20 protein-coding genes are annotated in these 20255 nt (G+C 66.5%); 6 read left to right on the top strand and 14 right to left on the bottom strand.

What is annotated here, in order from left to right; genetic code table 11:
• A partial coding sequence (locus BGO62_RS14665; RefSeq protein WP_296643835.1) for a cytochrome c occupies positions 1 to 317 on the bottom strand: 317 nt, incomplete at its 3' end.
• Positions 318 to 326: 9 nt separating this feature from the next.
• Positions 327 to 662 carry a cytochrome c gene (locus tag BGO62_RS14660; RefSeq protein WP_296639199.1) on the bottom strand — a complete coding sequence of 112 codons (336 nt, stop codon included), beginning with the start codon at positions 660 to 662 and terminating at the stop codon, positions 327 to 329.
• 155 nt (positions 663 to 817) lie between these two features.
• On the opposite strand from BGO62_RS14660, the gene BGO62_RS14655 reads away from it, so the two are divergent.
• Entirely contained in the window at positions 818 to 2662 is a 1845-nt protein-coding gene (locus tag BGO62_RS14655; protein ID WP_296643833.1) for a SulP family inorganic anion transporter, read from the top strand.
• Here BGO62_RS14655 and BGO62_RS14650 read toward each other — a convergent pair.
• Genes BGO62_RS14650 through BGO62_RS14640 form a run of 3 tightly spaced genes read right to left on the bottom strand, consistent with a single transcriptional unit; the run spans position 2613 to position 5642 of the window.
• Positions 2613 to 3101: a thermonuclease family protein gene (locus BGO62_RS14650; protein ID WP_296643830.1), complete on the bottom strand. Its 489-nt coding sequence runs from the start codon at positions 3099 to 3101 to the stop codon at positions 2613 to 2615. The two genes, BGO62_RS14655 and BGO62_RS14650, sit on opposite strands and share 50 nt — an antisense overlap.
• Positions 3098 to 4753, bottom strand: coding sequence for a DNA repair protein RecN (gene recN, locus BGO62_RS14645; protein WP_296643828.1), 1656 nt, complete (start codon positions 4751 to 4753; stop codon positions 3098 to 3100). Before recN ends, BGO62_RS14650 begins: the two co-directional genes overlap by 4 nt.
• Before the next feature lie 16 nt (positions 4754 to 4769).
• The gene (locus BGO62_RS14640; RefSeq protein WP_296643826.1) at positions 4770 to 5642 is read right to left on the bottom strand and encodes an NAD kinase; all 873 of its coding nucleotides are present in this window, start codon (positions 5640 to 5642) and stop codon (positions 4770 to 4772) included.
• A 159-nt stretch (positions 5643 to 5801) separates the two neighbouring features.
• On the opposite strand from BGO62_RS14640, the gene hrcA reads away from it, so the two are divergent.
• From hrcA to BGO62_RS14615, 5 genes are all read left to right on the top strand, one after another.
• Positions 5802 to 6818, top strand: a complete 1017-nt coding sequence (gene hrcA / locus BGO62_RS14635) for a heat-inducible transcriptional repressor HrcA (RefSeq protein WP_296643824.1) — start codon at positions 5802 to 5804, stop codon at positions 6816 to 6818.
• A complete protein-coding gene (gene hemH, locus BGO62_RS14630) occupies positions 6818 to 7921 on the top strand; it encodes a ferrochelatase (protein WP_296643822.1) in 1104 nt (367 codons plus the stop codon). Before hrcA ends, hemH begins: the two co-directional genes overlap by 1 nt.
• A 189-nt stretch (positions 7922 to 8110) precedes the next feature.
• Positions 8111 to 8413, top strand: a complete 303-nt coding sequence (locus BGO62_RS14625; protein ID WP_296643821.1) for a c-type cytochrome — start codon at positions 8111 to 8113, stop codon at positions 8411 to 8413.
• A gap of 19 nt (positions 8414 to 8432) precedes the next feature.
• On the top strand, positions 8433 to 9695 hold the full coding sequence (locus tag BGO62_RS14620; protein ID WP_296643819.1) for an FAD/NAD(P)-binding oxidoreductase: 1263 nt from the start codon (positions 8433 to 8435) through the stop codon (positions 9693 to 9695).
• A gap of 184 nt (positions 9696 to 9879) precedes the next feature.
• Complete coding sequence (locus BGO62_RS14615; RefSeq protein ID WP_296643818.1) at positions 9880 to 10941, top strand: hypothetical protein; 1062 nt, start codon at positions 9880 to 9882, stop codon at positions 10939 to 10941.
• A gap of 31 nt (positions 10942 to 10972) precedes the next feature.
• Here the strand turns inward: BGO62_RS14615 and BGO62_RS14610 are convergent, their stop codons facing one another.
• The 9 genes from BGO62_RS14610 to aat form a co-directional block, all read right to left on the bottom strand.
• Positions 10973 to 11257 carry a hypothetical protein gene (locus BGO62_RS14610; RefSeq protein ID WP_296643817.1) on the bottom strand — a complete coding sequence of 95 codons (285 nt, stop codon included), beginning with the start codon at positions 11255 to 11257 and terminating at the stop codon, positions 10973 to 10975.
• A 10-nt stretch (positions 11258 to 11267) separates the two neighbouring features.
• Positions 11268 to 11474, bottom strand: a complete 207-nt coding sequence (locus BGO62_RS14605) for a hypothetical protein (protein WP_296643815.1) — start codon at positions 11472 to 11474, stop codon at positions 11268 to 11270.
• Positions 11475 to 11758: 284 nt separating this feature from the next.
• The gene (locus BGO62_RS14600) at positions 11759 to 14287 is read right to left on the bottom strand and encodes an autotransporter domain-containing protein (RefSeq protein ID WP_296643813.1); all 2529 of its coding nucleotides are present in this window, start codon (positions 14285 to 14287) and stop codon (positions 11759 to 11761) included.
• Complete coding sequence (locus BGO62_RS14595) at positions 14284 to 16347, bottom strand: ESPR-type extended signal peptide-containing protein (RefSeq protein ID WP_296643811.1); 2064 nt, start codon at positions 16345 to 16347, stop codon at positions 14284 to 14286. The genes BGO62_RS14600 and BGO62_RS14595 overlap by 4 nt, the downstream gene beginning before the upstream one ends.
• Positions 16348 to 16651: 304 nt before the next feature.
• Positions 16652 to 17179, bottom strand: a complete 528-nt coding sequence (locus BGO62_RS14590) for a dihydrofolate reductase (RefSeq protein WP_296643809.1) — start codon at positions 17177 to 17179, stop codon at positions 16652 to 16654.
• 21 nt (positions 17180 to 17200) lie between these two features.
• The gene (locus BGO62_RS14585; RefSeq protein ID WP_296643807.1) at positions 17201 to 17995 is read right to left on the bottom strand and encodes a thymidylate synthase; all 795 of its coding nucleotides are present in this window, start codon (positions 17993 to 17995) and stop codon (positions 17201 to 17203) included.
• Between the two features lie 12 nt (positions 17996 to 18007).
• Positions 18008 to 18850, bottom strand: coding sequence for a hypothetical protein (locus tag BGO62_RS14580; protein ID WP_296643805.1), 843 nt, complete (start codon positions 18848 to 18850; stop codon positions 18008 to 18010).
• The gene (locus BGO62_RS14575; protein WP_296643803.1) at positions 18847 to 19572 is read right to left on the bottom strand and encodes an arginyltransferase; all 726 of its coding nucleotides are present in this window, start codon (positions 19570 to 19572) and stop codon (positions 18847 to 18849) included. The genes BGO62_RS14580 and BGO62_RS14575 overlap by 4 nt, the downstream gene beginning before the upstream one ends.
• Entirely contained in the window at positions 19559 to 20251 is a 693-nt protein-coding gene (gene aat, locus BGO62_RS14570) for a leucyl/phenylalanyl-tRNA--protein transferase (RefSeq protein ID WP_296638593.1), read from the bottom strand. Before aat ends, BGO62_RS14575 begins: the two co-directional genes overlap by 14 nt.
• Positions 20252 to 20255: the final 4 nt, after the last annotated feature.

Here is a 20255-nt window from a genome sequence, read left to right as displayed (position 1 = left end):
TTCAGGGTCAGTCCCTGCTGTTTGGAGAAATACATCGCCAGATCGAGCATGTCGGTATCGGAGAGGTTTTTCGCCTGGCCGGCCATGATGGGATTCTTGCGCTTGCCGGAGCGGTAATCCTTGAGCGCCTGGTAGAGATAATCGCGGTGCTGGCCCGCCAGTTTGGGAAAGGATGCCACGGTACTGACCCCGTCCGCACCGTGGCAGGCAGCGCAGCTGGCCGACTTGGCCTTGCCGGCCTCGTAGTTGCCCTTGGCATGCGCCGCCGGGGAAGCGCCCAGTGCAATCACGGCGAGGATGAAGCATGTCTTTTTCATGGGGCCTCCTCAGTTGGCAGCGCCGCTGTACGACGACGCGTAATACGCCGCGAGATCGTCCATGTCCCGCTCGGACAGGCTGCCCGCGATGGCCGTCATGCTGGGGTGGCTGCGTTCGCCGCTTTTATAGGCTTTGAGTGCCGCCACGATATAATCGGCGTGCTGCCCGCCGAGCTTGGGAACGCTGTATACGCTGGGATAGGCGGTACGCCAGCCGGCAATGCCATGACAACCGGCGCACATCGAGGTTTTAAGCTGTCCGGCCCGGGGGTCGCCCGCTGCCTGGGCCGGCACGGCCAACAGCAGCAGCGCGGATGCACACAACGTCATCGTGGTGAATTTCATCTTCCCCTCGCTCTCTCTGGTTGAGTTGTCGTTGCGCCCCTGTCCGACACGGGATTTGCGACTGATTATAGGTTGCCCGCAACAGGAAGCCATGCAAAAACTCCTTTGCTACAAATAGTTATAGTCTTATCCGCCAATATGCTTCTGGAGTCTGCGTGATCGATCTCAAAGCCTGTCCGCTCTGGCTTTACCGCCTGCTGCCCTTCCTGCGCTGGTGGCCCAACGTCACCCCGCAGACCTTCAAGGCCGATACCGTCGCGGCATTCACCGGCGCACTCATTGTGCTGCCGCAGGCGGTGGCGTTCGCCACCATCGCCGGGCTGCCCCCCGAATATGGCCTGTATGCGGCGATGCTGCCCGCCATCGTCGGCGCATTGTGGGGATCGAGCTGGCACCTGGTGTCGGGGCCGACGACGGCGATCTCGATCGTGGTGTTCGCCTCGATCAGCCCGCTGGCCGAACCCGGCAGTCCGCAATTCATCGGCCTGGTGCTCACGCTCACCTTCCTGGCCGGCCTGATCCAGCTGGCAATGGGCCTGGCCCGCCTCGGCGCGCTGGTCAACTTCATCTCGCATACCGTCATCATCGGCTTCACCGCAGGCGCGGCCATCCTCATCGCCGCCAGCCAGATCAAGAATTTCTTCGGTCTCGACGTGCCGCGCGGCGCCCACTTCCACGAAGTGCTGATCCATTTCGGCAGCCACCTCGCCGACATCCAGCCCTGGGTGATGGCGGTAGGCGCGGTCACGCTGGCGTCGGGCATCCTCGCCAAGCGCTACCTGCAGAAGCTGCCCTACATGATCGTCGCCATGGTGGCGGGCAGCGTGGTGGCGGCCATCCTCAACGCCGAATACGGCGCCAACACAACTGGCATCAAAACCGTCGGCGCGCTGGCGGCCTCGTTCCCGCCGCTGTCGCTACCCGACTTCTCACTCAACGCGATCAAGCAGACCCTGTTCCCCGCCACCATCATCGCGATCCTGGCATTGACCGAGGCGGTGGCGATCGCGCGCTCGGTGGCGATCAAGTCCGACCAGCGCATCGACAGCAACCAGGAATTCGTCGGCCAGGGGTTGTCCAACATCGCCGGCAGCTTCTTCTCCGGCTATGCCTCCAGCGGCTCGTTCAACCGCAGCGGCGTGAATTACGCCGCGGGCGCCAAGACGCCGCTGGCCGCCGCGATGTCGGCAGTGTTTCTGCTGCTGATCGTGCTGCTGGTGGCGCCGCTCGCCGCCTACCTGCCGGTGCCGTCGATGGCGGCGATCCTGTTCATCGTGGCGTGGAGCCTGATCGACTTCCACCACATCGGCGAAATCTTCAAGCGCCACAAGCGCGAACGCATCGTGCTCGCGCTGACCTTCGCCGGCACCCTGATCGACCTGGAAAAAGGCATCTTCCTCGGCATTCTGGTGTCGCTGCTGTTCTACCTGTACCGCACCTCGCAGCCGTCGATCCGCGAACTGGTGCCGCTCGCGTTCGAACTCGACAATCCGCGCCGCAAATTCGTGCCGGTCACGACAGGCGCGTCCACCTGTCCGCAGATGGCCATACTGAGGGTCGAGGGTTCGATCTTCTTCGGCGCGGTCGAACACGTGCAGCAGCACTTCCGCAACGTCGACGAGGCCGACCCGAAAAAGAAGAACCTGCTGATCACCGCGCGGGCGATCGGCTTCATCGACCTCGCCGGCGCCGAACTCCTGTCGAAGGAAGCCACCCGCCGCCGCAAGCTCGGCGGCGGCCTGTATCTGGTGGGGGTGCAGCCGGATTTCTGCGAAATGCTGCGCCGCAGCGGCCAGGTCGACACCGTGGGGGAGGACCAGATATTCAAGCACAAGGGCGAGGCGATTCAGGCGATCTACCCGCGGCTCGACAACGAAATCTGCCGCCGCTGCACGGCGCGGATCTTCCAGGAGTGCCACGTCGCACTGCCCGACGGAACGCCGCGCAGCCTCAGCGACCGCGAGCTGGCTGCGCGCGCCGCCACACCCACGGCGGGATAGGCGCGGGATCCTGCCACAGCCCGATGCCCGCGCGGCGCGCTTCGTCCTGCAGCGGCCGCATCGCCCGGCGCGGATTGCGCGATGACGCCCAGGCGTAACCGCGCCGCACCAGTTCCTCGTTCACCGGCAGCGCGCCGACCCCGAGCCTGCCCAGCCTGCGGCCGTAAACATCGGTGGCAACGACCTCGAGCGTCGCGCGCTGCTGCAATGCCATGCCCTCGAGCGCGCGGGTGGCCGCCTCGCCATACGGCTGCCCCTTTTCCGGCGCGTCGATGTCGACCAGGCGCACCTTGAGGAAGGCCCGCGCTGCGGGGAGATAGCGGTCCGGTTTGAACAGCAGGGTATCGCCGTCGATCACCACCACGACAACACCGGTCAGCGTTTCCGCCCACGCCGCACCGGCGGCGAGCAGCAGGAACAGCGCAAGCAGGCGTCTCAACTCGCGAGCATCTCGGCAGCGTGCTGCCGCGTCGTCGCGGTGATCTTGAGTCCACCGAGCATGCGCGCGATTTCCTCCACCCGCGCGCCGGCATCGAGCAACTCGATGTTGGACGAGACGAAGCCGCCGTTGGCCTGCTTGGCCACGCGCAAGTGCTGCGAACCGCGCGCCGCCACCTGCGGCAGGTGGGTGATGACCAGCACTTGTCGGGTTGCGCCCAGCTTCGCCAGCCGCCGCCCGACCGCCTCGGCCACGCTGCCGCCGATGCCGACATCGACTTCGTCGAAGATCAGCGTCGGCACGCCGGCCACGCCCGACAGCGCGGTCTGGATCGCCAGGCTGATGCGCGACAGCTCGCCGCCCGACGCCACCTTGCCGAGCGGCCCCGGCGGCAGGCCGGGATGGCTGGCCACCAGAAAGCCCACGTCCTCCAGTCCGTGCGCGCGCGGCTCGCCGGTCGGCGCAAGCACGATGTCGAGCCGGCCGCCGGCCAGCGCGAGTTCGTCCATCGCCGCCGTCACCTGCTTCGACAGCGCCGTCGCCGCCTTGCGGCGCAGCGCGCCGAGCTGACCCGCATCGCTCTGGTATCGCGCCAGGGCTGCATCTTCGCTTGCCTGCAGCGCATCGAGATCGTCGCCGGCCGCCAGGGCGGCCAATCGCATCTCGAACTGCTCCAGCAAACCGGCCAGCGCATCCGGCTGCACGCGGTGCTTGCGCGCCAGCCGGTGCATGTCGGCAAGCCGCCGGTCGAGTTCGGCCAGCCGCTCGGGATCGGGATTGAGGTTGCCGGCGTAGCGGCGCAGCGCATGCACCGCCTCGGTCAAATCGGCGCTGGCCGAATTCAGCAGCGCGGCGACCTCCTTCAGGCTGTCGTCCACCGCCTGCATGCCGTCGAGCCGCGCGCTCATTTCGCCAAGCTGTCTGGCCACCGCCGCCTCGCCCTCGTCCAGCCCCTCGATCAGCGCATGGCTGCCTTGCAGCAGCGTGGTGACGTGCGCCAGCCGCGCGTGTTCGGCCTGGATCTCGTCCCAGCGCGCGAGGTCGTCGCCGAGCGCGCGCAACTCCTCCACCGCCAGCCGCAGCCCCTCGCGTTCGATCTGCCGCGCCTGGCCGTGGGTTTCGGCGTCCAGGCGCTGCTGTCGCGCCGCCTGCCAGGCGTGCCAGGCGGCGTTGACCGTCATGGCCAGCGGCTGTGCGCCGGCATACGCATCGAGCACCTCGCGCTGCGCCTGCGGACGCAGCAGCGCGTGATGCGCGTGCTGGCCGTGGATGTCGAGCAGAAAATCGGCGGCTTCCTTCAACTGCGCCAGCGGCGCGGCGCTGCCGTTGATGAAGGCGCGCGAACGGCCGCCGGCGTCGATCACGCGGCGCAGGATCAAGACATCGCCGTCCGCCGCGAAGCCGGCTTCGTCGAGCCAGGCCGCCAGCGCAGGCAGGCCGTCGATCGCGAATTCGGCGGCGATCTCGGCACGCGGTGCGTCCTGCCGCACTACGCCCCCCTCGGCGCGGTCGCCCAGCGCCAGCGCCAGCGCGTCGACCAGGATCGATTTGCCGGCGCCGGTCTCGCCGGTGAGCACGGTCAGTCCCGGCGCGAAGTCGAGCTCGACCGATTCGACCAGCAGGTAGTTGCGGATGGAAAGATGCGACAGCATGGGAACGCGCAGCGCGTTAAAGCTTCTTGCCCCAGTGCAGCTTCTGCCGCAGGGTGTCGTAATAGCTGTAGGAATGCGGATGCAGCAGCGTGACCGGGTGGCTGGCACGGGTGATCCACACATGGTCGCCGCTCTTGAGGTCGAAATGTTGCTGGCCGTCGAAGTGGACGCGCGCGTCGTCGGCGTAGGTCAGGTGCAGCTCGATGCGCGCATGGCTGCTGACCACGATGGGGCGCGCCGACAGCGTGTGCGGACAGATCGGCACCAGCGCCATCGCCTCCAGCGTCGGATGCATGATCGGTCCGCCGGCCGACAGCGCATAGGCCGTGGTGCCGGTCGGGCTGGTGACCACCAGGCCGTCGGCGCGCTGGCTGTAGACGAATTCGCTGTTGATGGAAATTTCCAGGTCGATCAGGCGGCCCGAGCCGCCCTTGCCCACCACCACGTCGTTGAACGCAGTGGACTCGAATACGCGCTCGCCGCCGCGGCGAACCTGGCCATTCAGCAGGATGCGCTCTTCCGCCATGTACTGGCCGCTGAGGATTTCCGCCACCGCATCGTACATGTGCTCAACCGTGATGTCGGTGAGAAAGCCCAGCCGCCCCTGGTTGATGCCGATCAGCGGCACCCCGCGCGGCGCCAGTTCGCGCGCGATCGACAGCATGGTGCCGTCGCCGCCCAGCACCACGACCGCATCGCTGTCGATCGCCAGGTCGTGCAGATTGCGGGTGGGAAACGCCTCGATCCCCAGATGTTCGGCGGTCTGACAGGCAAGCAGAACCGCATGCCCGCGCCCCCGCAGAAATTCCCCCAGCGCCCGAACCGGGGCTTCCATGCCCTGATTGTTGTATTTGCCGACAAGACCGACGGTATGGAAAGGGGTTTGCATGAGGGCCGATTATAAGGCGAGATGCAGGTTGCAAGATTCAAGGTACAAACGATTCATCGCCAGGCGAGAAACGGCTCGCTTTGCCTGCACCTTGAATCTTGAATCCTGGATCTTGTCTCTCGAATCTTGCAACCTGCATCTCGCCTATATAATCTCCCCATGCTCACCGACCGCGCCCGCATCCTGCTGAAAACCCTGGTTGAACGGTATATTGCCGAAGGTGAACCGGTGGGCTCGCGCACCCTGTCCCGGCACTCTGGGCTGGAGCTGTCGCCGGCGAGCATCCGCAACGTCATGGCCGACCTCGAGGAAATGGGTTTCGTCGCCAGCCCGCACACCTCGGCCGGGCGGGTGCCGACGCCGCGCGGCTACCGCTTCTTTGTCGATACGCTGCTGACGGTGCGCCCGCTGGCGCAGGTCGAAGTCAGCCAGCTCGAAAACAGCCTGACCTCGTCCGACCCGCAACGGCTGATGACGGCGGCCTCCACCCTGTTGTCCGACCTCAGCCGGTTTGCCGGCCTGGTGATGACGCCGCGGCGCAGCCCGGCGTTCCGCCAGGTCGAATTCATCAGCCTGTCCGACAAGCGCATCCTGCTCATCATCGTCACCATGGAAGGCGAGGTCGAGAACCGCGTCATCCTCACCGAACAGCCCTACAGCGCCTCCGCCCTGACCGAGGCGGCCAATTATTTCAACCAGAATTTCGCCGGTCACAGCTTCGACCAGGTGCGCACGAAGCTGCGCGACGAACTCGGCCGCATGCGCGACGACATCACCCGCCTGATGGCGGCGGCGGTGGATGCCGGCAGCCAAGCGCTCGACGCCAGCCAGGAAAACGTGGTGGTGTCCGGCAGCCGCAAGCTGCTCGACGTGCAGGATCTCTCCAGCAACATGGGCAGCCTGCGCCGCCTGTTCGACGCCTTCGAGCAGAAGACCGGGCTGCTGCGACTGCTCGACCAGTCGCGCACCGCCGCCGGGGTGCAGATCTTCATCGGCGGCGAATCCGAGCTGCTGCCGCTCGACGAATGCAGCCTGGTCACCGCGCCCTATTCGGCCGACGGCCAGGTGGTCGGCACGCTCGGCGTCGTCGGCCCCACCCGCATGGCCTACGAACGCGTGGTGCCAATCGTCGACATCACCGCCAAACTTTTATCGAGCGCGCTGTCGCATCATTGATGAGCTATTTCAAAGAACCCGAATACGCCCACGGCCAGCCCGCCCGCACCGGCATCCTGCTGGTCAACCTCGGCACCCCCGAGGCGCCCACCGCCCAGGCGCTGCGGCCTTACCTGAAGCAGTTCCTGTCCGACCCGCGCGTGGTGGAAATCCCGCGCGCCGTGTGGTGGCCGATCCTCAACGGCATCATCCTCAACACCCGGCCGAAAAAATCGGCCGCGAAATACGCCGCGGTCTGGACCAAGGACGGCTCGCCGCTCAAGGTCCACACCGAAAAGCAAGCCAAGCTGCTGAAGGGCTGGCTGGGCGTGAAAATCGCCGCCCCGCTCATGGTCGAATTCGCGATGCGCTACGGCAACCCGGCCATCCCCGACACCTTGGCGCGGATGAAGGCCGCCGGCTGCGACCGCATCCTGATCCTGCCCGCCTACCCGCAATACGCCGCCTCCAGCACCGCCACCGCATTCGACATGGCGTTTGCCTGGCTGCAGCAAGTCCGCAACCAGCCGGCGCTGCGCACGCTCAAGCACTACCACGACCACCCCGCCTACATCCAGGCGCTGGCCGCCAACATCCGCGATTACTGGCAGATGCACGGCCGCCCCGACGTATTGCTGATGAGCTTCCACGGCGTGCCGCGCTATACGCTCGACAAGGGCGACCCCTACCACTGCGAATGCCGGAAGACCGGGCGCCTGCTGGCGCAAGCGCTGGGACTCGACCCGAAGCAATATCGCCTCACTTTCCAGTCGCGCTTCGGCCGCGCCGAATGGCTGCAGCCCTACACCGACAAGACGCTGGGGGAACTCGGCCGAGCCGGTACAGGCCGCGTCGACGTGGTCGCGCCGGGCTTCACCGCCGACTGCCTGGAAACCCTGGAAGAACTGGCGATGGAAGGCCGCGCCAGCTTTCTCGAAGCCGGCGGCAAGGAATTTCACTACATTCCGGCACTCAACGAACACCCGCTCTGGATCGATGCGCTCGGCCAGATCGCGCTGGAAAACCTGGGCGGCTGGGTGAGCGACGACTGGAATCGCGACGCCGACGAACAGGCACGCCAGGCGAGCAAAAACCTGGCGCTGAGCATGGGCGCGCGCAGCTAAGCGGGCCGGCTCAGACACCTCTTTGAGCGTACTTCACCGCCGCGCCATATAAGCCCCTGCTTGTTGACAAGGCATTGAGGCTCCCCCAGCATGGTATTTCTGGGCGGGCCGACCCAAACCCCGCCAGACTCAAGGCTTGCGGGGCCGTCGCGGTTCCCGCCCCGGTCCCCCACGTCTCTGGAGGAGTCTATGCACAAGAAAACCACCCTGGTGCTTGGCGGCTTCATCGGCCTCGCCCTTGCCGGCAGCGTCGGCGCGGCGGACATGCACACCCAGGTCATCGCATCCACCTGCATGTCCTGCCACGGTCCCGGCGGCAAGAGCCAGGGCAAAATCCCCAGCCTGGCCGGCCTGAACAAGGATTACTTCGTTAAGTTCATGACGGAATTCAAAGCCGGCACGCGCGTCGCGTCCATCATGAAGCGCCACGCAAATGGCTACACCGAGGCCGAAATCGAAGCCATGGGCGCCTATTTCGCCAGCCTGAAGTAATCCAGCGAGGAGACCGAAAATGACGCTGAATCGTCGCGATTTTCTGAAGATTTCCGGCGCCGGCGCAGCGGCTGCGCTTGCCGGCTGCGCCACCCGGCCCGGCACCTCGGCCCGCGCCCACGTCGTCGTGGTCGGTGCCGGCTTCGGCGGCGCCACCTGCGCCAAATACCTGCGCAAGTGGGGCCCCAACATCGCGGTCACCCTGATCGAGCCGAACGACAGCTTCGTGTCCTGCCCGATTTCCAACTGGGTGCTGGGCGGCCTGCGCAGCATGGACGACATCACTCACGGCTACGACAGGCTGCCCAGGCACGGCATCCAGATGGTCAGGGACAGCGTCGTCGCCATCGACGCCGGCCGCCGCGTGGTCACGACCCGCGGCGGCGCCAGCATCGGCTATGACCGCCTGGTGCTCGCCCCCGGCATCGAAGTGCTGGGCGACACCGTAAGGGGCTACAAGGAGGCCGAAGCCGCCGGCAAGGTCGTCCACGCCTGGAAAGCCGGCGCCCAGACCACGCTGCTGCGCCGGCAGCTCGAAGCCATGCCCGATGGCGGCACCTTCGTCATGTCGGTTCCGGCCGCGCCCTACCGCTGCCCGCCCGGCCCCTACGAGCGGGCCTGCATGGTGGCCCACTACTTCAAGCAGGCCAAGCCCCGATCGAAGATCATCCTGCTCGACGGCAACGCCGACATCGCGTCCAAGAAAGCGCTGTTCACCTGGGCCTGGAACACCTTTTATCCGGGCATGATCGACTATCGTCCCAACAACGCGCCGCTTGCGGTGGATGGCGGCCGGATGACCGTCGCCACCGAGTTCGACGACGTCAAGGGCGACGTGCTGAACGTCGTGCCCCGGCAGCGCGCCGGTGAAGTCTGCGACCTGGCCGGCGCACGCAACGACAGCAACAAGGCCTGGTGCACGGTCAATCTCGCCACCTTCGAGTCGACCACCGTTCCCAACGTCCACGTCATCGGCGACTCGGTGCTGTCCAACCTGCCGAAGTCCGGCCATATGGCGACCAACCATGCCAAGGTCTGCGCCGCCGCCATCGTCGAACTGCTGGCTGGCCGCCAGCCCGACCCCACCCCGGTCGTCGCCAATACCTGCTATTCGGCCACCTCCGACACCACCGCAGGCTACGTCGCCAACGTGTACCGTTTCGAGGCCGGCAAGGGCTACGTCAGCGCCCCCGAAGGCGGCGCCACCGCCAAGGGCGACGAACCCAACTTCGTCTTTGCCGAATCCTGGTCGAAGAATATCTGGGCCGAAGTGCTGAGCTGATGCAGCGCGGTGCGGCAAACAAAAACGGGGGGCTGCAGCCCCCCGTTTTTGTTTGGCGATTCCGGATGACCCGAACTGGCCCGCATTCCCTGCAAAAAAATATGGCGAGTTCGAGATTAAGGTTTTCGGATTGCGGCCGATTCACCCCATGAGGATCGCCCCTCTCTCGCCCGCAGGTAATGCCATGAAAATCGCCGGCTCGGACATCCGGTTAAGCAGCCAGCATGCCAGTGTGGCCCAGCACACCATGCGCGAATCCCTGCGTGCCTGGATCGGACCGGAGCGCCCCGACTTCGAGGGGCGCGGCGAGGTGGCCGGACGGGCCGAAACGGATCGCGTATCGATCTCCGGGGAAGGCAAGGCGGCGCAGGAATCCGACGCCGTTTCCGGCGCCCGCGAAGCCGCGGATACCGACCCGCGCATGCAGATCCTCATCAGCATGGTGGAAGCGCTGACCGGCGAAAAAATCCGCGTCATGTCGATGCAGGAGCTGCGGCCCTCGCCGGCACCATCGCTGGAGCCCTTGCCGCCTCCCGGCGCCGCTGGGAAACCGGTGGCGCCCCGCCCCGCGGGGTTCGGGATCGAATACGCGCGCCACGAAACCCGCTACGAGGCCGAGCACACCCGCTTCCAAGCTGCAGGCACGATCAGAACAGCGGATGGCCGGGAAATCGTCTTCAAGCTGGCGCTGTCGATGAGCCGCGAGCATGTCGAGCGACGCGAGGTCAGTGTGCGCCTGGGCGATGCGGTGCGGCAGGTCAAGGATCCGCTGGCGATCAACTTCAATGGCAGCGCGGCGCAACTCGGCGCCACCAAATTCAGCTTCGACCTCGACAACGACGGCAGCAGCGAGCGGATTTCATTTGTTGCTCCCGGCAGCGGCTTTCTCGCCCTCGACAAGAATCAGGACGGCAAAATCAACAACGGCGGCGAACTGTTCGGCCCGGCCAGCGGCAACGGCTTCGCCGAACTGGCGGCTTATGATGAGGACGGCAACAACTGGATCGACGAAAACGACACCGTGTTTACCCAACTCAGGGTATGGAGCAAGGATGCCCAGAGCAACGACCAACTCGCCACCCTGAAGGCCGCCGGCGTGGGCGCGCTGTATCTGGGCAAGGTTGCTACCGAATTCAGCCACAAGGGTGCGGACAACCAGTTCGATGGCCAGGTACGCGCCAGCGGCATCTATCTAAGCGAAGACGGCTCCGCCGGCAGCCTGCAGCAAATCGACCTCGCCGTATAACCCGGCTGTCTCATGCCTCTCGCCGGCACCGCTAGTCGCACCGCGGGGCCATTCTCAGCTTCGCCTTGACGGGGTCGCCGACCTTGTATTCCGCCAGGGTCTCCCGCGAAGCCTGAAACTCATGGACGGACCCGTCGGCCGCCCGCAGGGTCAACCTGCCCTGGCCCATGTCCACCTTGGTGACCTGGCCCTCAACCATGGCCGGCGCAGCGGCCTTGCCGCAGTCGGCCGGCTTGTCCTGCGCGAGGGCGAGCCCGCTCGAAACCATGAGGCTGCCGGCCACGGCTGCCACCTTCAAAAGCATTCCGTTCTTCATTGCGGCCCCTTCACTTGGTTATGTCGTAAATGGCTCCCGCCGCCGCGCCGACGCCCGTGCCAATCAGCGCGCCTTTGCCGGCGCCATAACCCGTGCCCGCACCGATGGCGGCCCCTGCTCCGGCTCCGACTACGGCACCGGTGGCGGTGCCGCAGGAGGTACCGAACACAGCGAAAATCAGCAAACCGGCAATTGCAATTGTCTTCGGGGTCTTCATGATTTGCGCCCTCCGTGACATGACTCATCCGGACAGCGGATCTCCGCTACCCGCAGCCCCTTGCAAGGCTGTATTTTTTTCTAGTCGATGCGAGCGGCCCCGTCAAATAGAAGATCCTGCCGAACAGCCGTTTCGGCTGCCGGCCCGTCAAGGGCCGGGGGGTGCGGCAAGCTTCCCCGACCCGGACGAGCGCATGCTGGCGATCGGCGAGGGACCTCAGGTCCCATATCCGCTCAAGCCACACGCCGACGCGCGTGCCGACTTAACGGCGTGAGCGGGAGGGACTACCACTCCATCCTGAACGTGGCGGAAACGGCATGCTGCCGGGTGGACTCGGCAAACTCCCCGCTGTAATCCAGCTCAAGCCACGCCGTCCTGCCCAGGTGCGCGCGCGCGCCCAGCGTTGCCAGAAGGCGGTCGCGCCCGCTGGCGGGGCCGCTGATCTTGAACGGGACATTGCCGTTCACAGCAAAGGCGGGGTTGAGCGAGGCGCCGCGATCCATGAACTCGTGCGCCCAGGACAGCCCCACGGCCGTGTCGAGGCGCGTGCCGTCGGCAGCGGTCAGCGCAGCGTTGAGCCGCGCACCCAATAGCGAACGCAGCGTGTCCATGCCGTCGGCGGCAAACCTCAGGTTGGCATCGCCCGCGCCGCTTTCCTGATATCCGTGCCGGCGGAAATGGCCGTACTCCAGCCCGGCAAACGGCGTCGCCCAGCCGGCGGCAGACAAGGCATAGTGCCGCCCCGCCTCCAGCGCCAGGCCAAGGCCATCGGTGGCGTAATCAGCCCGCGCCACTTCGGAGAAGCCGCCGAACCGGATCTGCCGCGTGCTGTCGGCGCGATGGCGGCCGATGCCGAGGCTGGTGGAGAGATAGTTGTCCGCCCACTGCTGGCGGCCGTACGTCGCCAGCTGGTAGCTGTCGACGCCGGTGTTGCCCGCGGCTACATCGACATCGCTGCGGGTAAAGCCGAAGGCCACCCCCGCCAGCAGCCCGTCGCGCACTTCACGGTCGTAGCCCAGCGCCATGCCGCTACTGTTGTAGTCCGCGCCGGTGGCGTTGCCGTCGCCGTCGATGTCGCCAAAGCCGCCCATCGCGCGCAGCCACAGGTTGGAGGCGGGCTTGCCGCTGACCGGCGCGCCGAACAGGCTGGCGATGTCCCCGCCGTTATAAGCGAGCTTGATGTTGCCGAAGCGATTGGCCGCGGCGCTGGAAGCAGGCGCCTCCCAGTTCAGGCGATCGCCGAGGACGCGCATGAACTGGCGACTCGCCTGCGCGATCAGCGGCCGGGTGTGGGCGTGCTGCACGCCGGACAGGCTGTCGAAGGCGCCGGGCAGTTCGCCGGCGGACAGCAGGTTGAGTTCGCCAAACAGCGCGGCGCCTCGCCCCGAAGTGGAGAAGCTGTCGAGGTTGGCGGCGACGCTGCGCTGGTTGGAGGCGAGATTGCCGCCGGACGCCCCAATGAAGCTCAGTTGCTGGATCAGGATGTCGAAGCTGCCGGCATCGACCACCGGCATCATGCGCATGGCCGAGCCGAGATTGCTGCTGAGGTTTTCGGTGATGGGGTTGAAGCCGGTCTGCGGGTCGCCCGCCAGCAAAAGGCTGCCGGCGTTGATCAGCCTGTAGCGGCTGCCGCCCGTCGGCATGGCACCGAACCGCAGGTCGAGCGTGCCGTCCAGCGTCGCGCTGCCACTGACGTTGATCTGGTCATATCCGGTGCCCGGGGTGGGGCCGTCAATTTCCATCACCGTGGTGGAACCGGCATTCAGGGTGAGGTCGCCGTTGACGCTCAGGATGCCGGGGCTGTTGCCGGGGGACAGCGTGCCGCCGCTCTTGACGGTGACATCGCCCAGCGTGCCGGAGCCGCCCAGGGTGCCGCCGGAATTGACGAAGGTGGCGCCCGCGATGCTGCCGTTGACGATGAGCGTGCCGCCGTTGATGTTGGTGTCGCCGCTGTAGGTGTGGGCGCCGGCAAGAACCGTGGCGCCGCTGCCGATGTGGTTCACCGACATGCTGCCGTGGATGGCGATCGCCGTTCCGCTGGCGCTGCCGTCACGGGTGAAGTGGTAGGCGCTGTCGCTGTGGTTGAAGTTGAGCGTCGCCGTGCCGGCACCGCCGTATACGGCAGCGGCGTTGAGTATGCCCGCCGCGCCGCCGGCGCCGATGTCGAGCGTGCCGCTGCTGCCACTGTAGTTCGCCAGCGTGACCGTTCCCGTGCCGCCGGCAACGCTCACCGCGCCGCCGTTGCCGATGGCGAGCATGCCGCTGCCGGAGTCGCCCACATACAGACTCCCGCTGTTGCTCCAGCGCGAGCCCGCGCCGTCCACCGTCACCGTGCCGCTGCCGCCGGCGTTTCTGCCGATGTAGCCTTCCGTGTCGCTCACCGCGCCGCCGCTGCGGATGGCGAGCATGCCGCGATCCACGGTGGTGGTGCCGCTGTAGCTGCTGTTGCCGGTGAGGATGGTGGTGCCGCTGCCGACGTGGTTCACCGACGTGCTGCCGTGGATGGCGATCGCCGTTCCGCTGGCGCTGCCGTCACGGGTGAAGTGGTAAGCGCTGTCGCTGTGGTTGAAGTTGAGTGTCGCCGTGCCGGCCCCGCCGTATACGGCAGCGGCGTTGAGTATGCCCGCCGCGCCGCCGGCGCCGATGTCGAGCGTGCCGCTGCTGCCGCTGTAGTTCGCCAGAACGGTCGTTCCCGTGCCGCCGGCGACGTTGGCCGCGCCGCCGTTGCTGATGGAAAGCGTGCCGTTGCCGTAGTAGCCCAGGGTCAAAACGCCGCTGCTGCTCCAGCTGGAACCCGCGCCGTCCAGCGTCACCGCGCCGCTGCCCCCCCGTAGAGGCCGATGTGGCCGTTTGCGTTGCTCACCGCGCCGCCGTTGCGGATGACGAGCGTGCCGCTGCCGGACTGGCCCACGATCACCGCGCCGCTGTTGCTCCAGCGCGAGCCGGCGCCGTCCACAGTCACCGCGCCGCTGCCGCCGATGCCGTGGCCGATGTAGCCGTGTACGTTGCTCACCGCGCCGCCGTTGCCGATATCGAGCGTGCCGTTGCCGGAATCGCCCACATACAGGCTCCCGCTGTTGCTCCAGCGGGAGCCCGCGCCGTCCACCGTCACCGTGCCGCTGCCGCCGGCATTTCTGCCGATGTAGCCTTCCGTGTCGCTCACCGCGCCGCCGCTGCGGATGGCGAGCGTGCCGCGATCCACGGTGGTGTTGCCACTGTAGCCGCTGTTGCCGGTGAGGATGGTGGTGCCGCTGCCGACGTGGTTCACCGACACGCGGCCGCCGATGCTAATTGCCGTTCCGCTGGCGCTGCCGTCATGGGTGAAATGGTAGGCGCTGTCGTTGTGATTGAAGTTGAGCGTCGCCGTGCCGGCGCCGCCGTATACGGCAGCGGCATTGAGTATGCCCGCCGCGCCGCCGGCGCCGATGTTGAGCGTGCCGCTGCTGCCGCTGGAGCTCGCCAGGGTGAGCGTTCTCGCACCGCCGCCAACGTTGACCACGCCGCTATTGCTGATGGAAAGCGTGCCGCTATCGGAATCGCCCACGTACAGATTGCCGCTGTTGCTCCAGTGGGAGCCTGCGCCGTCCACCGTCACCGCGCCGCTACCCCCGAAGAGGCCGATGTAGCCGGTCGTGTTGCTCACCGCGCCGCCGTTGCGGATGACGAGCGTGCCGCTGCCGGACAGGCCTAGGTACAGAGCGCTGCTGTTGCTCCAACTGGAGCCGGCGCCGTCCACCGTCACCGCGCCGCGGCGGAGGTAGCCGTATGTGTTGCTCACCGCGCCGCCGTTGCGGATATCGAGCATGCCGCTGCCGTAATAGCCCACGTGCAGAGCGTCGCTGTTGCTCCAGCTGGAGCCGGCGCCGTCCACCGTCACCGCGCCGCTGCTGCCGGCGCTGTAGCCGATGACACCGTTTCTGTCGCTCACCGCGCCGCCATGGCTGATGGAAAGCGTGCCGCTGCCGGAATCGCCCACGTACAAATCGCCGCTGTTGCTCCAGCGCGAGCCGGCGCCGTCTACCGTCACCGTGCTGCTGCCGCCGCCGGAGCTGCCGATATGGCCAATGGTATTGCTCACCGCGCCGCCGTGGCTGATGGAAAGCGTGCCGCTGCCGTAATAGCCCACGTACAAATCGCCGCTGTTGCTCCAGTTGGAACCGACACCGTCCACCGTCACCGCGCCGCTGCCGCTGGCTCCGTGGCCGATGTAGCTGGTCAGGCTGCTCACCGCGCCGCCGTGGCTGATGGAAAGCGTGCCGCTGCCGTAATAGCCCAGGTACAGATACCCACCGCTCTTGCTCCAGCTGGAGCCGGCGCCGTCCACCGTCACCACGCCGCTGCTGCCGGCGCGGTAACCGATGAGGCTTTGCATGCTGCTCAGCGCGCCGCCGTGGCTGATGGAAAGCGTACCGCTGCCGTACTCACCCACGTACAGATGGCTGCTGTTGCTCCAGTTGGAGCCGGCGCCGTCCACCGTCACCGCGCCGCTGCCGCCAGCGTTTCTGCCGATGTAGCTGTATGTGCCGCTCAGCACGCCGCCGCCGCTGATGGCGAGCGTGCCGCTGCCGGTCGTCCCGACATAGGTTGTCTCCGCGGCCGCGCCCGCGGATTGCACCTGCGCCGTGCCGCCATTATTGATGGTGACCTGATTAGCGGCTGAGGGGACTGCGTTGGTGCTCCAGTTGCCGGGGGTGAACCAGTCGCCCGTGGGGGCGTTCCAGTCTGCTGCGTATGCTCCCGCACAGGCAAGCGCAGCGGCCAGCGGGGCGGTCATCGAGAGGCGCTTGCCCTTGCCTTGCGCACGGGCAGTTTCCGGGGCAACCCGGACAATACCGGATACGCGGCTCGTGACGAGCCGATAGATTTTATTCATTATTTTTCCTTTCCCTACCGCGCGTTGTAGTTGTCGCGCTTGATATTGGCCTGCTTTTCTTCAATCAAATCAGGCGTCTTTTATAAGTGCGGCATATAGTAACTTTAAAAGTGTGGGCTTTCATGGTTTCGCGCCCCGCGGCCGCCCGGGCTGAAAGGGATGTCGTTTTTTTGAACTTGCCGTCGCTCGATTGAATGGCGACCCGGGATTGGGAACTGGCGCAACGGTTCCCTGATTGCCAGGGGCGTTCATTGAGTGGCGTCGATGAAGGACAGCGGAAAATCCGGCGATCCCGCTTGCCAATTTAAAGCAGGCGGCCGCCTGGGATATGCAAACGGGTTTGAGCCGCAACCGCTCGATGTCGGCTGCTGGCCGCAATCACCCGCAATCGGTCGTCGCGGCTGACTTCGCGCCAGGGCGCGCGGTCGTAGTCGGGGAACCAGGCATCGCCTTCGACCTCGGCCTGGATTTCGGTGAGATAGAGCCGGTCGGCCAGCGGCAGGGCCTGGCCGTAGAGCTCGGCGCCGCCGATGAAGAAAACCTCGTCGGCGTCCCGGCACAGTGCGAGCGCGGCGGCGATGGAGTCGGCGGCGAGGCAGCCGTCCCTGCAATAGTCGGGGTTGCGGGTGATGACGATGTTGGTACGCCCCGGCAGCGGGCGGCCGAGCGACTCGAAGGTCTTGCGGCCCATCAGGATGGGGTGGTTCAGCGTCAGCGCCTTGAAATGGGCGAGGTCTTCCGGCAACCGCCAGGGCAGGCGGTTCTCGATGCCGATGACGCGGTTTCTGGCAAGCGCGGCGATGACGCTCACGCGCGGTTTATTCTGGCTCATATGCTCTCGCCTCGCGGCCCGCTAAACCGCCACCGGCGCCTTGATCGCCGGGTGCGGGTCGTAGCCTTCGAGGGTGAAATCCTCGAAACGGAACGCGAAGATGTCGTGCACGGCAGGGTTCAGCGTCATCGTCGGCAGCGGGCGCGGTGCGCGGGAGAGCTGCTCGCGCGCCTGGTCGAGATGGTTCAGGTACAGGTGGGCGTCGCCCAGGGTGTGGACGAAGTCGCCCGGCTTGAGGCCCGTCACCTGCGCCATCATCAGCGTCAGCAGCGCGTAGGAGGCGATGTTGAACGGCACGCCGAGGAAGATGTCGGCGCTGCGCTGGTACAGCTGGCACGAGAGCCTGCCGTCGGCGACGTAGAACTGGAAGAAGGCGTGGCACGGCGCCAGCGCCATCCTGTCGAGGTCGGCGACGTTCCACGCCGAGACGATGATGCGGCGCGAATCGGGGTTGCTCTTGAGCGTCTGCACCGCTTCGCTGATCTGGTCGATGGTGCCGCCGTCGGGTGTAGGCCATGAACGCCACTGGTGGCCGTACACCGGGCCGAGGTTGCCGTTTTCGTCGGCCCATTCGTCCCAGATGGAGACGCCGTTTTCCTTCAGATATCCGATGTTGGTGTCGCCCTTAAGGAACCACAAAAGCTCGTGGATGATGGAGCGCAGGTGGCATTTCTTGGTGGTGACAAGCGGAAAGCCGTCGCCGAGTGCGTAGCGCATCTGCCAGCCGAACACCGACAGGGTGCCGGTGCCGGTGCGGTCGTCTTTGCGGGTGCCGTGCTCGAGCACGTGGCGCATCAGGTCGAGGTAGGGTTTCATCGTGAAGTGGAGTTAAGGTTTTGCCGGGGCGGCCTGGATCGGCAGCCCATTATCGTTGAATACGGTTTCGCTCCGCACGCCGTCGTAAAACCCGGCAAGCAGGGCGGCAGGCGCCTGGCCGTAGATATCCCAGAAGGCGATCTCGAAGTCGGTGTTGTCCTGCACGGCCAGAACCAGCCGGCGGAAGCGCATTTCGTCCTGCGTCTTCAGCCAGCCGACCAGCAGCATGGACTGGCGATAGAACTCGAAAATATTCAGGCCGAACGCGCCGGCACGGTGGCGCTTGTCGGGCGCGTCCCGCGTGGCGGGGTTGACCTGCCGTCCGGCACGGATCGCGGCGTATGCCTGCGCGTCGGTCGCATACTCGGCCCCCCCTCCATCCGCGGCAAGCGAAGCCCAGCCTTCGTGGAACCAGACCGGCAGGGTGCTGTGGTAGTGGCCGATGCGCTGCCCCAGATGCAGGTGCGCCAATTCGTGGGCGAGCAGCGCGGGCAGGCGGTGTTTCTCGCGGCCGTCGAGCTTGGGCGACAGGATCAGGCGGTTGTCCGGCACCACCGCGGCGGAGAGTTTCGGCGTCGTCACATAGCGCCTGAAGCAGTCGTCGCTGCCGCACACGTACACCCGCGGCGGGCGGGCAAACGGCAGGTAGTGCGCTGCCTCGACCCGCGCGATGGCGGCCGGCAGCGCCTCGGCCACGCGCGCGCCGTAGGCCTCATGGCCCGGCTCGACCCAGACGCGCGCATCGCCGGCCAGCGGGACGAAGCTGTCGATCGGGCGCAGTGCGCGCGGATCGCTCACGGTGAGCGCGCAGCCCGACAGCACCGCCAGGGCGCCGATCAGCAGCCAGCATTTCATGCCGCGTCCAGAACCTGCCAGCGGCCGTCGACCAGCCCCTGCAGCGGCGGGTACTGTTTCTTGTACGCCATCTTGCGGCTCTCGGCGATCCAGTAGCCGAGGTAGAGATAGGGCAGTTCCAGCCGCTTCGCCAGTTCGATCTGCCACAGCACGCCGTAGACACCGAGGCTGTCCTGCGCGCGCGCGGGATCGAAGAAGGTGTAGACCGCCGACAGGCCATCCTCGATCTGGTCGATGACCGAGATCATCACCAGCGTGTCGCCGTCGCGGAACTCGGCCATCACGCTGTCGACGTTGGACGACAGCAGGAACTGGGTGTACTGGTCGGGACCGTCGCGGTCCATGCCGCCGCCGGCGTGGCGGCTGCCGAGGTAGGCGCGATACAGCGCGTAATGCTCTTCCCTGAAATCGAGCGGCAGGAAACGCGCGGCCAGGTGCCGGTTGCGCTTGAGGCAGCGGCGCTGGGTGAGGTTGGGGACGAAGCCCGCAACGTCGACCCGCACCGGCACGCAGGCATGGCAGTGTTCGCAATGCGGGCGATAGGTGAACTGTCCGCTGCGGCGAAAGCCGGCGCGGATCAGCGCGCTGTAGGCATGGGCGTCGATCAGGTGGGTGGGCGTGGCGACTTGCGAGCGCGAGCGCCGGCCCGGCAGATAGCTGCAGTCGTAATGCGCGGTCAGGTAAAACTGGATGCGCTGGAACGGCGGTTCAGTCGGATGCATCGAAATTCCAGGGGCCGGGCCGATGCGGCAAGTTTACCAACTCCGCCAGCCTTGCCGTGAACGCCGCACGCGGCAGCGTGCGCGCGCCCAGGCTGGCCAGATGCGGGGTCTCCATCTGACAGTCGATGAGGCCGAATTCCCAGCGCCGCAACTGCTGCGCCAGCCGCACCAGCGCCACCTTGGAGGCATCGGGTTCGCGGCTGAACATCGACTCGCCGTAGAACATGCGGCCGATCGCCACGCCGTACAAACCGCCCACCAGCTTGCCGTCGCGCCAGGTTTCCACCGAATGCGCGTAGCCGGCATCGAACAGGCGGGTGTAGGCCGCCACCATCGCCGGGGAAATCCAGGTGCCGGATGCGCCAGCGCGCGGTGCGGCGCAGGCGCGCATCACCTCGGCAAACGCCGTGTCCACGCGCGTCTCGAAGCCGCCATTGCGGATGCGCTTGGCCAGCGAGCGGGTGACGCGGATCTCGCCCGGTACCAGCACCATGCGCGGATCGGGGCTCCACCACAGGATGGGTTCGCCGGGGTTGAACCAGGGAAAGATGCCGTGGCGATAAGCATCCAGCAGGCGCTCGGCCGACAGGTCGCCTCCCATCGCCAGCAGGCCGTTGGGGTCGGCGAGCGCGGTTTCGACCGCGGGAAAGAATGTGGCTTTTTGGAAACATTCGCTCATGCCG

The sequence above is a fragment of the Thiobacillus sp. 65-1402 genome (assembly GCF_001897685.1).
In the GTDB taxonomy this organism is placed as follows: Bacteria; Pseudomonadota; Gammaproteobacteria; order Burkholderiales; family Thiobacillaceae; genus Thiobacillus.
Note: the sequence above shows the minus strand (reverse complement) of the source record. Positions and strands in the feature narration are given on the sequence as shown.